This is a genomic window from Aquirufa sp. (assembly GCF_964796385.1).
The window spans coordinates 1-15491 of record NZ_CBAUBA010000032.1 but is presented as its reverse complement, the minus strand read 5'-3'; the positions used below and the strand labels follow the sequence as shown (position 1 = coordinate 15491).

The following is a 15491-nucleotide window of genomic DNA, read 5'->3' as shown; positions in this document are numbered from 1 at the left end:
TATTTTTAATTTAGTTACCATAACCTGGATTTTGATAATCAATAAATGCTAATTGCCTACTTTTGAAAAACACGGTAATAAATCTTGTTCAAAATAGGGAGGTTGGTTTGTCCAAAACATGTAATTTACTTTCAAAAAATCTTTTGCAAAAGCGTGAAGTAACGGTACAATATTATTTCGATTTTTCGTGGCAATGTTGGTAGATTCATTTCCTGTTTTGCCCACATAATTTCCGTCCTGTATAGCAATTCCAATTGGTACGCTGTAACGCTCTTCATGCAAAAGCGTGATGAGGTGATTCAATTGTCCTTTTCTTGTCACCATCAAATCTGGCCCTCCAATTCCTACGCCAATCTCCTCACCGTATTTGTATATAGATCTCAAGTAGCCTTTGTCATCAAAAGGGAGCCATTCGCCGGGCATAAAATTTGCGTAAATCATCGTTGTGGAATTCCGAAATGCTTTTTTTAGAGAAAGCATATTTTCTTTTAATCCAATGAGATATTCTTTCGCTGAAAAACTGGCATCTTTTACTCCAACGGCAGTTTCTTGCAAGTTGATTCCTTCAATTTTTCCGTCAAACTCTTGTCCCATTGCTTGAAGAAGTAGAGCAAATCGTTCTCTCACTTTCTTATTCCAACGTTTTGCCACCCAGCCTTCTGGTTTTCCATTATCACTGTATTGAGCTACGGCCCCTCCGTCATATTCATAAGTCAATAAATAGTCGGGTAGTGCTTTATACTTAGAATCGAATGTAACATCTTGTATCTGTACAAATAATTTCTTGTTGAATTTTTTAAGATACTCATAGTCATGATTTAAAATACTAAAATCGTATTGTCCTTTTTGAGGCTCGAAGTTTTTCCAATTGTACATAATTTGGGCCCCCTCAAACATGAAATGTGAAAGTAAAGGGTGGTCAATGATTGAATCTCTGTCCCTTGCAAAATAAACAAAATGTCGAATACTATCTTTTTTGATTGGGCAATTAGCACCTAAATATAGTTTATATGCTTCAGCATATTTTTCGCTTGGGTTTTGCCATTTTTGGGCGTTGACAATTACCCCAACTTTGATGAAAAGTAAAAGCAAAAAATATTTTTTGGGAAAGTTATATCTAAAAATTGTTGTACTCATTATTGGCAACTTGAATTTCTTGATTTTGTGTAACATCCCGAAAGCTTTAAGCTTCCGGGATGTTCAAAAGACTTTTCTAAAAAAATACGTTACGGATTTCAAGTACCTATTTCAATTTTGGATTGACGTTAACTTCGGACTGAGGAATAGGCCAGCGGTCGTCAATTCCTTTTCTAAAATTCTTAGAAGTAACATACCATCTAAACTTAGGATCAAGTTTTTTAGAAGTTTTGGCATAAAGCTGAGAATTGGGAAATGGTGCACCCCAAAAATCTCCTTTCAGCACTTGATCACCAATGTCCCAACGAAAAATATCCCAAAGACGAATGCCTTCAAAGGCTAATTCTATTCTGCGCTCATTTCTAAGGATAGGTCGAAGCAAATTGGAGTCCGTTACTCTGATTGGAGGCATCTTTACGGAAGCGCGTCCACGTACAGCATTGATGGTTTGGTCTAATAGTGCTTGAGATATGGGTTTACCAGCTTCCAATTCCGCCTCTAAATAGCTTAGCAACACCTCGGCATATCTTATAATTGGCAAATTTCCGCCATAATCAGTCACCAGACTACCAGTAAAATTTTCGTCAAAAAACTTACGTAAGCCATAACCAGTTCTAGTAGCTTGTTTGGAGTAAGTAAGTTGATCCAATGATTTAGTAGAGTCAGGGTGACATACATATGTTTTTGAACCAAATTTTGTGCCGTCCCACAAGAAATTATAGCGGAATCGTGGGTCTCTGTTTTCGCCCATATTTTTATAATTGAATTTGGGACTATCATAAGACAGGGGTGTGCCGTCGTTAAAACCGTAGGCATCGGCTATACTTCCTGTTGGATTAACGATATGCCAACCTGAAGCTACTGCTGGGAAAGCATGTTGCGTGAGAGCATTGGAGGTTTCCCCGGGCACATATTGCATACTAAATATATTCTCACTGCTATTTTCATTGGCAGGGGTAAAAAGTGTTTGATAGTCAGGGTCTATTTTGTTTGCACCTAAATCAATGATTTGCTTGTATGCGGCAGCGGCCTCTGTAAACTTCTTTTCTGCGAGATAGATTCTTCCCAAAAACGCTAGTGCGGCCTGTTTGCTAGCTCTACCTGTTTCGTCAGCTTTCAGTGCACCAAACGAAGGAAGTTTGGACGCAGCAGACGTCAACTCATCAATCACAAATTTTACAACCTCACTTTTAGGTGCTTTGTCCACATTATTAGCTTCAATGGGCGTAAGTTTTTTCTTTACTAAAGGAACAGCACCAAAATATTGAGATAAATAGAAGTATTGGGTAGCTCTTATGAACATGGCCTCCGCTTTCATGCGGTCTATTTTGGCCTGTTCTATTTTAACCTTATCTATGTTTTCTAAAAAATCGTTACAAATAGCAATTCTACTGTATGAACCTGACCAATAACCAAGTATCACAGCATTGTCGGGGAGCAAAGTGCCATTTGTAAGCCTGTTTTGCATCGAATTGTCGCCACGTCGATCGTACAGATTATCAGTAGCAAACTCTAAAAATATCAACCCCGCATAATTCCACCAGTCTGTGGGGTTTACCTGCGTTCGGTAGGTCATACTGCCTCTATACACACCCGCTAGCGCAATTTTGGTATTGGGTTCAGAAGTCCAAAAATTATCACTGGCAAAAGCATTACTAGGAAACTGATCCAATGATTTTTCACAAGAAAACAAGACGGTCATTAGAAGCGTCAATACTATGGCTTTACCATATTTAGACGTTTTTGGGAAAAGATTATGTGTAAAAAATTTCATATCATTAAAATTTTAAATTGATACCAAAAGTATAGGTTCTTAAAATAGGATAGTAGTCGCCACCCGTGTTGATTTCTGGGTCCCAACCTTGCCTAAAGCTGTTAAAAGAGAACATATTTTCTCCCGTAACATAGAGTTTTAGATTATTTAATCTCATCTTTTCAAGTATATTCTTAGGTAAATTGTACCCAAGTTGAATATTTTTAACCCTCAAGTATGCAGCATTAATTATCCAAAAATCAGAGGTTACGGTATTGGGCGTACCGCTATTTGTTACCTCTTCCAATCTAGGATAGTCTGGATACCTCTCTGGTTGGTCTGGCTTAAATCTTCCATCCATTTGCCATTTTTGGATGTTACCCAAGTTGAAAAAAGCATAGCCAGCGTAACCAGTCAATGTACCTTTAACCCCGGCTACACCTTGCATAAAAACTGAAAGGTCAAAATTACTATATGAAAGTCCTAAATTGGCACCGAAAGTATATTTTGGAATTCGGCTTCCAAGATAAGCTCTGTCGTAAATTGGATCTACTTTGCCATCTGGTACACCATTGGGACCACTAATGTCTTTGTACCTAATGTCGCCTGCTCGTGGCCTTGGTGTAACGGCCGTTTGTACAGGCCACGCACTAATATCACTAGCATTTAAGAAAACACCATCTGAAAGAAACCCATAATACATTTGCATGGGAAAGCCAATGAACAAATCAGAGCCATTACCCACATAGCCGTTGGGTTGGTTTACATTACCAAGTCCCAAAGTCAGCACCTTGTTATTGATAATTGAAAAATTCCCATTAAATGAATACTTCCACTTCCCTTTTTCACCCCTGTACCCCATATCAAATTCCCAACCCGTGTTTTCAACAGCTCCTGTGTTAGTTTCACTAATCCCTACTCCCAATACAGTGGATACACTTGAGGAGGGTCGAAAAAGAATATCACTTGTGTTTCTGTTAAAGTAAGTAACATTTAAGTTTAGGCTACCATTGAAAAAACTAGACTCAAAGCCAAAGTCATTGGTTTCTGTTGATTCCCACTTGATATTGGGGTCACGATAGAGGGCGTATGCAGCACCTACACTTATAGTGTTTCCAAAAGGATAATTTCTACCCGAATTTAGTACCTGTTGGTAAGGATAATTCCCAATATTTTGGTTGCCCAATATACCCCACGAAGCCTTCAATTTCATATCTGTAATCCAAGTAAGGGATTTCATAAAAGACTCTTCCGAAATTCTCCAACCCACAGCAGCCGAAGGGAAAGTTGCGTATTTATTTCCTGTAGGAAATCTTGAGGAACCGTCGCGACGTATGGTAGCCTCAAACAGGTAACGATCATTATAGCTATATTTGGCTCTCGAAAAGAACGATTGAATGGCCCAGTCAGCATCAAAACCACCCACTAACTGGTTGGCAAATCCACCCAAATCTAAGACCGTATAGTCGTTACTTGGAAAATCTTGCTTGTAACCATTAAAATATGTCTCGTTTTGCTCTTCAAATGAATAACCTGCCAACAAACTAAAGTTATGTCTATTGATTTCTTTGGAATACTCTCCCGTGTATTGCATCGTTTTAAAAATCACTTTATCACTCGATTGATTCAAATACGCTTGACTCTGAAAAACGTTAGCATTTAATCGCTGGGAAGCTAAATAAGACCTCTGCTCGAAAAGCGAAAAATTGTACCCCCCAATTGCCGATAGCGTTAAACCATTAATAGGTTTCCAATCCAACTTACTATTGATACCAAATCTTGAGTTGGGATTTCTCAAATAGGAATCAGAGGCAAGCCAAGAAACAGGTGTACCGCCGCTTTCAGGTCCTACACCGTAATCGCCGTTAGAGGTCCTTCCTGCAAAAATGGAAGGGTATCGTATAGCATTCTGAATAAGCTGATCTAAGAATCCACCTCCTTTATTTGCGGTTGCTTGTGGTTCCCTACGTGTTTCCAATGTGCCAAATATCCGTGTATTTAACTCAATTTTATTACTTAGTTTATTTTGCATCGTCAATCGCTGATTATAGCGATTGAAACTATTTTTCGCGACAATTCCCTCCTGGTTTAAAAACCCACTTGACAAGTAAAAACGGTTTTTATCGTTTCCGCCATTTAACGTAACGGTATGTGCTGTTTGCACGCCCGATCTTGAAAAAACTTCATCTAAAAAACGAGTATTCGGAAAATTGTCGGGATCGCTTTGGTTGCGATATTTTTCAATCGAAGCAGGCGAAAAACTCTGACTTCCTGAGGCAATATTAAACATGGATGCGTAATCGGCAGAATTAACAAAATCAGGAAAAGCTGTAGCATCGTTGAAACCCACATAGCCGTCATAACTTACAGATAGCTTGTCGGACGTACCATTTTTCGTGGTTATCAAAATAACACCATTGGCAGATCTCGCGCCAAAAATAGCCGCCGAAGAAGCATCTTTCAGTACAGATATCGTTTTAATATCGTTGGGGTTAATGTCGTTCATTGTTCCTGCTATTCCATCTATCAATATAAGCGCATCGGGAGTAGCACCAAAAGACCCCACACCTCTTACGCGAATTTGACCCCCACTACTGCCTGGACGACCTGTATTTTGAATCACTGTGACACCTGGCATTTGACCTGTGATAGCCTGTGAAGCCTGAGTAACAGGGCGATTATCAATATCTTTTGAAGAAATTTGTGATACAGAACCGATTACATTGACCTTTTTTTGTGTACCATAACCGACCACTACAACCTCATCAAGGGCTTTAGCATCTACTTTAAGACTAACATTGATTTGGCTTTGACTACCTACAATCACCACCTGCGACTCGTAACCCACAAAAGAAATCAAAAGAGAAACATTACTATCTGGTACTGTTAAACTAAAATTACCATTTGAGTCTGTCTGTGTCCCTTTCGTTGTTCCTTTAATACTAATATTAACACCAGGTATTCCCTGACCTTTTTCATCTTTAATTTTTCCAGTAAGCGGCTTATCTACTAACTGATTTATATTTATGGATGGTATATTTAATTCTACTACCTTTTCACTTCGAAGAATTATTCGATTTTCTTTTACTAAATATTTTATAGCAAACGGCATTAGTAATTCATTCAAAACTTGATCAAGTCTTTTTTGGGTCACATTGATATTGACTAATTGTGATGTATTAATGTTACTAGAACTATATACAAATTTGACTTTGACTTGTTTTTCAATCGTCGATAGCACTTTTTTTATTTCTGCATTTTCCATTTGCAATGAAACCGTCTTGCCTAAATCAAATTGGCTATAAGCGGTATGTGCATAAGAAAAAGTGCAAAAAACTAAACAGAGGACTAATTGTTGTAGTGTGATTTTCATAATTACCAAAAACAATTTTGGAAACAGATGTGATTTGTTCATACTTTTACGTAGTTAAGGTTATACAATCATTAACTAAGTTTTACCAGTTATTGGTAGAAACTTTCGGCCGGAGATGCGTCAACATCTCCGGCTTTTTTATTCTGCTTTAAGAACTATTCATTTTTATATTTTTATTTACACGAATTTCCTATGACAAATATTTTTGACCCACGTAATTCATATCTCGCATTAATAGACGAGAAAGCAACGTCTAACTGCTCGTAAAAGTCCAAACCACGTAAATCACCCGTAAATAGGCAATTTTCAATTTCGCTATTCACAAATATGATATCAACTCCATAAAATAATTTGAGGCGGTCTCTCAAGGTACCAAATCGAATTTCATCAAATAAGAAATCCGCAACTTGAATATTAGGAACTAATATGCGCGGTTTCACTGCAATTGTCTCTTCAATTGTTTGATTTTCAATATTATAGATGGCCTTTAAATTAGATGTCAAAACAACACCTTTTAATTTTTTTGAACTTCTATTTTTTGTGTATGCATAAACAGAAACTTTTCCACTTGTTACCACTGCCTCAATTAATTTACTCTGACTATCTATCCCAACACTAAAACTAGTACCCAAAACTTCTGTCACAAAATTCCCAATCCTCACTAAAAAAGGTTTTTTTTCGTTTCTAGTTACATTAAAAAATCCCTTACCTTTTAAAAATACCGTCCGGTTAACCTTTCCAAAATCTTCTGAAACAACAATACTTGAATTCTTTTCCAATAGAACTGTACTGCCATCTGGAAGCTTAAAAGTCTGATTAGACTTCGTTTGATTTTTGGTTTCTAATCCTCTATTTTCAATAGACGCATTCGGTAGGAAAAAATCTGGCGAATATAAATAGACGCTGAAAGTGGCTACGACTATCAATAACGCAGCAATTGTTAATTGAACAAATTTACTTTGGAAGGTAAAATTTCTTATTTGAGGCTTATTAAATAGTTCATCATTAAGTTTATTCCACAACCTATCCTCCTCTACTTGCAATTCCTTTTCATTTTTTAAAAAGGCTAAATCAGCATGCTTTTCAATACTTTCATTAACAATACCTTCCAAAAAAAGAATCTCCTCCGGGGTGCATTGACCGTTCTTGAATTTTTGCAATAAAATATCGAATTCCTTCTTGTTCATCAGATTCATATTAATTAACTGAATAAAAATCTTTAAAATTTTCTCTTAAAAATTTCAAAGATTTAGTTACGTGATATTCAACTGCTTTTTCAGATAACTCCAGTTGAGCAGCAATCTTTTTGACAGGAATTTCTTCGATTTTGCTCATTCTAAATATCAAAGCAGTCTTTTCAGGCATAGTTAACATAAGCTCATTAAGTCTTTGCTCAAACTCTTTTGAAAATAGCAACTCCTCCGTAGGACATGACTCATTTATTTGATTCAACAATTGAAACTCTCTAAACTTCCTAATATTAATTTGATTCCGGAGAGATTTATTAATTAAATTCCTACTCGCAATAAATAAGTATACTTTAAGATTTTCAATTTTACTTTCTTCACGCTTATTCCATAAACTAAGCATCAAATCATGGAGTATTTCCTCTGAATCTTCTTTTGATCCAAGATTCTGGTAAACAAACCCGTAAATAAACTTCCAATACCTTTTGTAAACTACCTCAAATGCACAGCTATTACCCGTTTTTAGGAGTGTTACTAATTCAAAATCAGATAACTCATTTAAATTCATTAGGTCAACTAGCTAGCATATTTGGTGTAAGGTTCCACAAGTTTCAATAATCCCTAAGATTAATTATATTTTATTTAAGAATAGTAATGAAACTAACTTCATCAAGGTAATTGGGTACGCTATATATTTTATACATAAAATTAATATGACCCTACTTAATGCAATCATTTGTACTTTAAATAAGTCATCGTACTGATTTCTTGCCAACAAAAATAAGTTTGAAAATTAGCTCCCTGCCGACTTTTGATTCGCACTCCTTCCCCAATCTGGAAGATCAATTTGGAGGTTGTCATGCTTTTCAAGCATTTCCTTTTTCAATAGGTTACGCATCCGTTTTATTCTCCCTTGCTGCGTTTTATCTTGTGCCAAATTATACTTTTCCCACGGATCCGTTTTGAGATTGAATAGTTGGCTTGTCAACACGCCATTCACATTATATAAAATTAATTTGTACCCATCCTTCGTTTTCAAACTCCTACTCCAATGCCCATAAACATTGTAAATTTGATCCCTTACAGCCTTTTCTGGATGATGCAAAATCGGTAATAGACTTTTTGCCTCCACCGTTTTAGGTGCTTTAATTTCTAAATAATCATAAATAGTAGGAGCAATATCACTTAAATAAACAAAGGAGTTATTTCGGACGTTTTTAGGTATTCCCGGACCTGAAAATATCATGGGAACCCGGATGCTATGCTCATATAAATTTTGCTTTCCCAAAAGACCATGTTGGCCCATCGCCAACCCATTATCTCCCGCATAAACAATCAACGTATTTTTCAACAAGCCTTCTTTTTCCAATGTTGACATAATTCGCCCAATCTGCTCATCAAGCTCCGAAATCATTCCATAATACGCAGCAATATCTTCTTTAACCGCTATTTCTGTTCTGGGATGAGGCAATAAATTTTCATCCCGCACATGTAGATCCCCATTATTAAAGGGATGTTCCGGCAAGAAATTGGGCGGTAATGAGATTTTCGAAGGATCATACGCTTTAGAAAATCTTGCCGTAGGTGTCCGCGGATCATGTGGCGAAGTAAAAGCTACATAACAAAAAAATGGCTTTTCTTTGGCTTCCTGACTACCGAAAAAATCAATGGCTGTTTGTGCATATAAATGCGAACTGTAAGTATCACTTAGGAAACTTTTCTCAGGAGGATAACTCCCTGTTGGATCAAAGTGGTTAACCCGCGGATGTTCCTGACCTCCCTCTTTAGGAAAATGCATGCCCCCAAAAAAGATATTATCAGCCTTTGAAAACATCCGTGCATAGGATTTTTTATCGCTATGCCACTTCCCCGTGTGAAAGGTAGTATATCCTTTTTGGCGTAAAACCTCAGGCAAACTAATCAAACTATCGTGAATCACATTTCCATCACCAGGCAATCGATTTACATACCGGCCCGTCAACAACATCACCCGCGAAGGAATACAAACCGCTCCCTGGTGACCACCCATCACATGGGCTTGTTGGAAAGTCAACCCACTTTTCACCAAATGATCTAAATTAGGCGTTTTGATTTCTTTATTCCCCAATGCCTGAATAGTTCGATAAGATTGATCGTCGCTGTAGATAATAATAATGTTTTTTGCGGGGAAATTAGTTGATGCAGATTGAGCCCAAACAGAAGGAATGCCCATAATCAATACACAGCAAATGAATAGATTTTGAATACTATTTTTCATATGTTCGGTCTACAATGTGATATGCGAATGTGCGTTAAAAATATAAATAATTCAATGAAAAGTATAAATACATTGCTTCTTTAAATAAATCAAATTAAATTAAACATTAAATAAACCTATCTAAATTCATGAATAAGCCGATAGCGATAAGCTCATTAAGCAAACGAGATACTCAAGTTTCAATTTTTCTTATTGGACTTATGTTTTTCATTTTTGGGTTTGTATCCTGGGCCAATGCCATTTTAATTCCCTACTTTAAAATTGCCTGCGAATTAAGCAATTTCAGAGCCTATTTAGTCACATTTGCATTTTACATTTCCTATTTTGTCATGTCAGTTCCTGCCTCTTACCTATTAAAATCCCTTGGATTTAAAAAGGGCATGATGCTGGGTTTTTGGATCATGTCAATAGGGGCTTTTATTTTTATTCCTGCGGCGATGGGCCGCACCTACTCCATTTTTTTAGTTGGTTTATTTACCTTAGGGACAGGTTTAGCCATTCTTCAAACGGCCGCTAACCCGTACATTACCTTGCTTGGACCCAAAGAAAATGCTTTGCAACGAATCAGCATCATGGGGATTTGCAACAAAGGAGCCGGAATTTTAGCCCCATTGGTATTTGCGGCAGTCATATTAAAAGCTACCGACAGTGATTTGTTCAAAAATTTGGCATTTATGTCAGGTGAAAATAGAAATATTGCGTTAAACGAACTGATTTCAAGGGTCATCGAACCCTACTTTTACGTGGGTATCATACTCTTTTTACTAGGCCTAGCCATTCGTTTTTCCCCTTTACCTGAGATCGATACGGACCAAGAAAGTCTGGAATCAACGCAAAGCAACGCATCCAAAAAAAGTATTTTGCAATTCCCACATTTAATTTTAGGCGCTTTTGCTATTTTTCTACACGTAGGAACGCATATCATCGCGATTGATACCATTATCGGATATGCAGGATCCATGCAGATTCAACTCCTGGAGGCCAAGGTATTTCCAGCGTTTACCCTTGGAGCAACGATTTTAGGCTATATCATTGGCATCATCTGTATTCCAAAGTTTATCAGCCAAGTGAATGCATTGCGTATTTGCACGGTCTTAGGTTTACTTTTTTCAATTGGTATTTTAGTCAGTCACGGGATGGTCGAAATTGCTGGATTAAAAGCGGACATCAGTATCTGGTTTGTCGTAGCACTGGGCTTGGCCAATTCGTTAATTTGGGCAGGAATATGGCCATTGGCACTTGATGGCTTAGGGAAATTTACCAAAATTGGAGCCTCCATTCTCATTATGGGATTATGCGGAAACGCCATTATGCCGCTTGTTTATGGCTATTTCGCGGATCTCTATGATTTAAAATCTGCCTATGCCGTTTTATTACCTTGCTATATTTACCTTATCTTTTATGCCGCAAAAGGACATCAAATTAAAAATTGGACATTTTGAAAACGAATATGAATCAAAAAATAACCCGCAGAAATTTTATGGGACCACTCGTGATGGCAGGGCTTAGTTTACCATTTGCCAAATCCCGAGTTGATTCAATGTCAATTGCAGGAAAACGAATTGGAATCATTGGTCTAGATACCTCCCATAGTGTCGCATTTACCAAATCATTAAACGCTGATTCACCCAATCCCGTATACGATGGATTTAAAGTTGTCGCAGCTTACCCCCATGGAAGTAAAGACATTGTATCAAGCACAGAAAGAATTCCTGCTTACACCGAACAAGTACAAAAATTAGGTGTTGAAATTGTAGGATCCATTCAAGATTTACTCAACAAAGTAGATTTTGTCATGCTTGAAACGAATGACGGAAGGTTACATTTAGAACAAGCCATTGAAATCTTCAAAGCAGGAAAAACGACCTTCATAGATAAACCTATTGCCGCTTCGTTGAAAGATGCCAAATCCATTTTCAAAGAAGCAAAGAAATACAAAGTCCCTGTATTTTCTTCCTCCTCACTTCGCTACGCAACGGGTATGCAAGAAATTAAACAGGGTAAAATTGGGGCAATTTCAGGAGCAGACACCTACAGCCCAATGAAATTCGAAAAGACCCATCCTGATCTTTTTTGGTATGGAATACACGGCGTTGAAATGTTATTTACGGTTATGGGCCCTGGCTGCATATCTGTTCAACGAACCATTTCAGAGGAACAAGAAGTTTGCACAGGTATTTGGGACGATGGCCGTATTGGCACATTTAGGGGGATAAAATCTGGAAAACAAGATTATGGCGGAATTGCCTATGGAAAAAGCGGCATCCTACATCTAGGTCCTTATAACGGCTATGATCCTTTATTAATTAAAATAATCGAATTCTTTAAATCAGGAATTCCACCCGTAGATGAACGGGAAACCTTGGCCATTTTGGCCTTTATGGAGGCCGCTGATGTAAGTAAAAATACAAAGGGTGCACGTGTTACTTTAGCGCAAATCTGAAAATAATCACATGAGGAAATTAGTTTTAATCAGTTGTATAGCTTGTTTGTTTGCTGCCTGCCAAACAAATAAATTAAGTCATTGGGAAGAAAAAAATGGCTATCAATTACTGTTCGATGGGAAAACAACTAGTGGCTGGCGAGGTGCCTACCTAAGTCAATTTCCTAGCCACGGGTGGATCATAAAGAACCAACAGCTTTTAGGCGAATTGTCTGCCGGAAAAGAATCTGGTGATGGCGGGGATATTATTACACTAAAAAAATATCAAAATTTTGACCTGACTTTTGATTGGAAATTAGGGAAATTAGGGAATTCAGGCGTTAAATATTTTGTCGAAGAACTGCCTGTAAAACCCATTAATTCCAGCTCATTAGTTGGTTATGAATACCAATTAATCGATGATGCCGATTTTATCTATAATGAAAAACATTTACCTGAAGATCACAAAACAGGTTCCCTGTACAATATCATTCCCGCTAAAAAACCCAATGTCAAAATAGGTCAATGGCATACGTCGCGCATCGTTGTGAAAGGAGATCAAATCGAACATTATTTAGATAAACAACTTATTATATCGATCAATCGTAGCACCCAGGAATTCAAAAATGGCTTTTTAGCCAGTAAATTTAAATCCATCGCAGGCTACGATAAACGAAAAGAAGGATATATTTTATTGCAAGACCATGGACACAATGTCTCGTTTAAAAACATAAAAATTAAAGAGCTTGAATAGTTTTTTCGTAAACTGAATGACCTTTTACAAAGGTTTGTTGAATCTCAATTTGCTGATTGAAAATGACCACATCTGCGTCCGATCCTTTCGAAAATGACCCTTTTTGGGCGCTTATCCCCATAATTCGTGCGGGGGTAGTCGTCATCATTTGAACAGCCTCAACCAAAGGCACCTCGGCCATATCCAACATCGTTTTTAGTAAACGATCTGCCGTAGCTACACTTCCAGCAAATGTTGTTCGATCCGGTACCTTGGCAACACCATCCTCAACAATCACGTGTAAGCCATTTTTATACGATCCTAAAACGGACTTCCCCTCGGGCATGTCGGCAGCACGCATTGCATCCGTAATTAGAGCAATTCTGTCTGGACCTTTTATTTTATAAATCAATTTTAAGAGTGGAGCAGGTAAATGAACGCCATCTGCAATTATTTCCACATCCATGTCATCCAATAAATAAGCCGATTCAATGACACCCGCGTATCGAAACGCATTTCTACGTGTGACACCTGACATTGCTGAATAAAAATGGGTAGCCAAGGTAAATCCACCATGTTCAAAAGCCTCAATTACCTCCTCATAAATAGCATCTGTATGCGCAATAGCGGCCAAAACGCCTTTGGAGCTTACATATTTCCCAAATTCAACGGCCCCTTTTAGTTCAGGTGCAGCAGACCAGCGCTTGATAAAATCAAAAGATTCCAAAATCTCACGATATTCAGCAGGATCAGGGTCTCGGATAAATTTAGGGTCTTGTGCCCCACGCTGAGCAAGGGCAAAATAGGGGCCCTCCAAATGCATCCCTATAAAATCAGCCCCCTTGGTATTGGAAAGTTTGGCTTGCTGATATGCTTCAAGTGTTTGAATTAAATCAACTTTTTCGCAAGTCAACGTCGTAGGCAAAAGGGAGCATGTCCCATGTTTGGCATGAGTTTCAGCAATTTGCAAATATGCCTCCACCGTGCCATCCATAAAATCAGCACCGCCCCCGCCATGAATATGGATATCAATAAAACCGGGTGAAACAAAATTCCCACGTGCATCGATCAATTTGGCATCCGGAAAATCGACATCCTCGCGAACCACGTCTGAAATCTTTCCATTTTCAATCAAAAGACAAGCACCATATTGAATCTGTTGTTGATGAATAATCGGACCATTAAAAATTTTGACTCTATTTAGCATCTTGCAGAAAATTTTCGGGCAAACGAGAAGCCGCATCTAAATCTAAATAAATATCAACATTGGGATGATTTTGCAGTACACTTGCAGGAAACAGATTAGAAACTTCTTGCGTTAAGCAATCCGCAACCGCCTGAGATTTTCGTTCATCCGGCACCGTACAAACGATGTGTTTTGATTTCATGATTTGTTTGATCGACATGCTAATGGCCCTTTTGGGCACATCCTCCATCGTATCAAACCAACCCTCACCCATCTGTTGCGCTCGACACCCTTCATCCAAATTCACAACGATATAAGGCGATTCTGTATCAAAATCAGCGGGAGGATCATTAAAGGCCAAATGTCCATTTTCCCCGATCCCAACAAAAGCTAAATCAATTGGGTTTTGACTTATCAATGCCCCCAAACGATCGCACTCAGTCTCTGGGTCAAGTTCCCCGTCGATCAAATGGCTACTTTTCAAGTTCGGCACCAAATTGATAAACCGCTCAATCAAATAACGACGAAAGCTAGCCTTGTGCGTGATGGGAAGACCTATATACTCATCCAAATGAAACATTTGAACGCGATCCCAAGCGATCGCTGGATCACGAAGCAATTGCTGGATAACTTCGAATTGGCTCGTACCGGTAGCCAAAATAATAGAAGCAAAACCTTTTAATTCAATGGCTTTTTTGATCAATTCAGCTGCCCTCAAACCAGCTACTCTTCCTAAATCCACAGCATTATTACTGATATGTATTTTCATAATTTAGAATATTAAACACGTAAAAATATTTTTTTCTGATATAAAAAGCTGAGGAAAATCCATTTAAGAAATAAAATTGAAAGGGTGGCACCAACAAGCATGCCAGACTCTCCTGACCAAACATACCCCCATTCAAATAATTTTTTGGCTGTAAATTCCCAATCAATAAATTTTTCGGAAATATAAATCAAAATTGAATTTACGCCGATAACCTGAAAAGGAAAGGCCCATTTTTTGTAGCCTAATACATCGATTACGTAGTAAAACACGGCGAAAAATAAGAGACTTAATCCCACGGTTTGCATGACAAAAGAACTAGACCAAAGATTTTTGTTGATCGGAAAATCCAAGTTCCAAAGCTGAGCAAGTAGTAAAGAAAAACATCCTGAAGCCAATAAATAAAAGGTTTTTCTCCTTCCATTACTATTAGGTTTTCTCAAATATACCCCGACCATTATACCTGCAAGCGCATTGCAAATTGCGGGAATGTTATTAAAAAATCCCACCGTATCGTGAATTCCTTTACTCAATTTACCGGGCAAAATTAGTCGGTCAACATATGACGCAAAATTTCCAGGCATAGTCAAATCTCCTGCGGTATAACCAGGTGCAGAAGTGAATTTAAGAATCAAATAATACCCGATCAAAAGCCCACAAAACCAAATGAGCAGCCG

Annotated in this window: 12 protein-coding genes; 3 read left to right on the top strand and 9 right to left on the bottom strand. The window is 37.9% G+C overall.

Going from position 1 to position 15491, the window contains the following annotated elements; translation table 11 throughout:
- Positions 1-48 precede the first annotated feature (48 nt).
- From AC1W6K_RS09605 to AC1W6K_RS09580, 6 genes are all read right to left on the bottom strand, one after another.
- Positions 49-1092, bottom strand: a complete 1044-nt coding sequence (locus AC1W6K_RS09605; protein ID WP_481947319.1) for a hypothetical protein — start codon at positions 1090-1092, stop codon at positions 49-51.
- Between the two features lie 151 nt (positions 1093-1243).
- Positions 1244-2911 (bottom strand): RagB/SusD family nutrient uptake outer membrane protein, encoded by a 1668-nt coding sequence (locus AC1W6K_RS09600; protein ID WP_481947318.1) that lies wholly within the window; start codon positions 2909-2911, stop codon positions 1244-1246.
- 4 nt (positions 2912-2915) lie between these two features.
- Positions 2916-6305, bottom strand: coding sequence for a TonB-dependent receptor (locus AC1W6K_RS09595; protein WP_481947317.1), 3390 nt, complete (start codon positions 6303-6305; stop codon positions 2916-2918).
- Positions 6306-6436: 131 nt separating this feature from the next.
- Complete coding sequence (locus AC1W6K_RS09590) at positions 6437-7375, bottom strand: FecR family protein (RefSeq protein ID WP_481947316.1); 939 nt, start codon at positions 7373-7375, stop codon at positions 6437-6439.
- An 85-nt stretch (positions 7376-7460) separates the two neighbouring features.
- A complete protein-coding gene (locus AC1W6K_RS09585) occupies positions 7461-8018 on the bottom strand; it encodes an RNA polymerase sigma factor (RefSeq protein WP_481719559.1) in 558 nt (185 codons plus the stop codon).
- Between the two features lie 225 nt (positions 8019-8243).
- Positions 8244-9707: a sulfatase family protein gene (locus AC1W6K_RS09580; RefSeq protein WP_481947315.1), complete on the bottom strand. Its 1464-nt coding sequence runs from the start codon at positions 9705-9707 to the stop codon at positions 8244-8246.
- Between the two features lie 128 nt (positions 9708-9835).
- Between AC1W6K_RS09580 and AC1W6K_RS09575 the strand changes: the two genes are divergently transcribed.
- Genes AC1W6K_RS09575 through AC1W6K_RS09565 form a run of 3 tightly spaced genes read left to right on the top strand, consistent with a single transcriptional unit; the run spans position 9836 to position 12883 of the window.
- On the top strand, positions 9836-11149 hold the full coding sequence (locus AC1W6K_RS09575) for a sugar MFS transporter (RefSeq protein ID WP_481719557.1): 1314 nt from the start codon (positions 9836-9838) through the stop codon (positions 11147-11149).
- A gap of 8 nt (positions 11150-11157) precedes the next feature.
- Positions 11158-12150, top strand: a complete 993-nt coding sequence (locus AC1W6K_RS09570) for a Gfo/Idh/MocA family protein (protein ID WP_481947314.1) — start codon at positions 11158-11160, stop codon at positions 12148-12150.
- A gap of 10 nt (positions 12151-12160) precedes the next feature.
- Complete coding sequence (locus AC1W6K_RS09565; RefSeq protein WP_481719555.1) at positions 12161-12883, top strand: 3-keto-disaccharide hydrolase; 723 nt, start codon at positions 12161-12163, stop codon at positions 12881-12883.
- On the opposite strand, the gene nagA is transcribed toward AC1W6K_RS09565, so the two are convergent.
- The 3 genes from nagA to AC1W6K_RS09550 form a co-directional block, all read right to left on the bottom strand.
- Positions 12867-14069, bottom strand: a complete 1203-nt coding sequence (gene nagA / locus AC1W6K_RS09560) for an N-acetylglucosamine-6-phosphate deacetylase (RefSeq protein ID WP_481719554.1) — start codon at positions 14067-14069, stop codon at positions 12867-12869. The genes AC1W6K_RS09565 and nagA overlap by 17 nt on opposite strands.
- Positions 14059-14817, bottom strand: a complete 759-nt coding sequence (locus AC1W6K_RS09555; RefSeq protein ID WP_481947313.1) for a glucosamine-6-phosphate deaminase — start codon at positions 14815-14817, stop codon at positions 14059-14061. The genes nagA and AC1W6K_RS09555 overlap by 11 nt, the downstream gene beginning before the upstream one ends.
- 11 nt (positions 14818-14828) lie before the next feature.
- Positions 14829-15491 (bottom strand): acyltransferase family protein (locus AC1W6K_RS09550; RefSeq protein ID WP_481947312.1); only part of this gene is annotated, 663 nt, incomplete at its 5' end.

Coding starts and splice junctions, on each gene's coding strand:
- AC1W6K_RS09565 (WP_481719555.1), top strand. CDS start 12,161: ATGAGGAAATTAGTTTTAATCAGTTGTATAGCTTGTTTGTTTGCTGCC.
- AC1W6K_RS09575 (WP_481719557.1), top strand. CDS start 9,836: ATGAATAAGCCGATAGCGATAAGCTCATTAAGCAAACGAGATACTCAA.
- AC1W6K_RS09555 (WP_481947313.1), bottom strand. CDS start 14,817: ATGAAAATACATATCAGTAATAATGCTGTGGATTTAGGAAGAGTAGCT.
- AC1W6K_RS09585 (WP_481719559.1), bottom strand. CDS start 8,018: ATGAATTTAAATGAGTTATCTGATTTTGAATTAGTAACACTCCTAAAA.
- AC1W6K_RS09570 (WP_481947314.1), top strand. CDS start 11,158: ATGAATCAAAAAATAACCCGCAGAAATTTTATGGGACCACTCGTGATG.
- AC1W6K_RS09580 (WP_481947315.1), bottom strand. CDS start 9,707: ATGAAAAATAGTATTCAAAATCTATTCATTTGCTGTGTATTGATTATG.
- nagA (WP_481719554.1), bottom strand. CDS start 14,069: ATGCTAAATAGAGTCAAAATTTTTAATGGTCCGATTATTCATCAACAA.
- AC1W6K_RS09600 (WP_481947318.1), bottom strand. CDS start 2,911: ATGAAATTTTTTACACATAATCTTTTCCCAAAAACGTCTAAATATGGT.
- AC1W6K_RS09595 (WP_481947317.1), bottom strand. CDS start 6,305: ATGAACAAATCACATCTGTTTCCAAAATTGTTTTTGGTAATTATGAAA.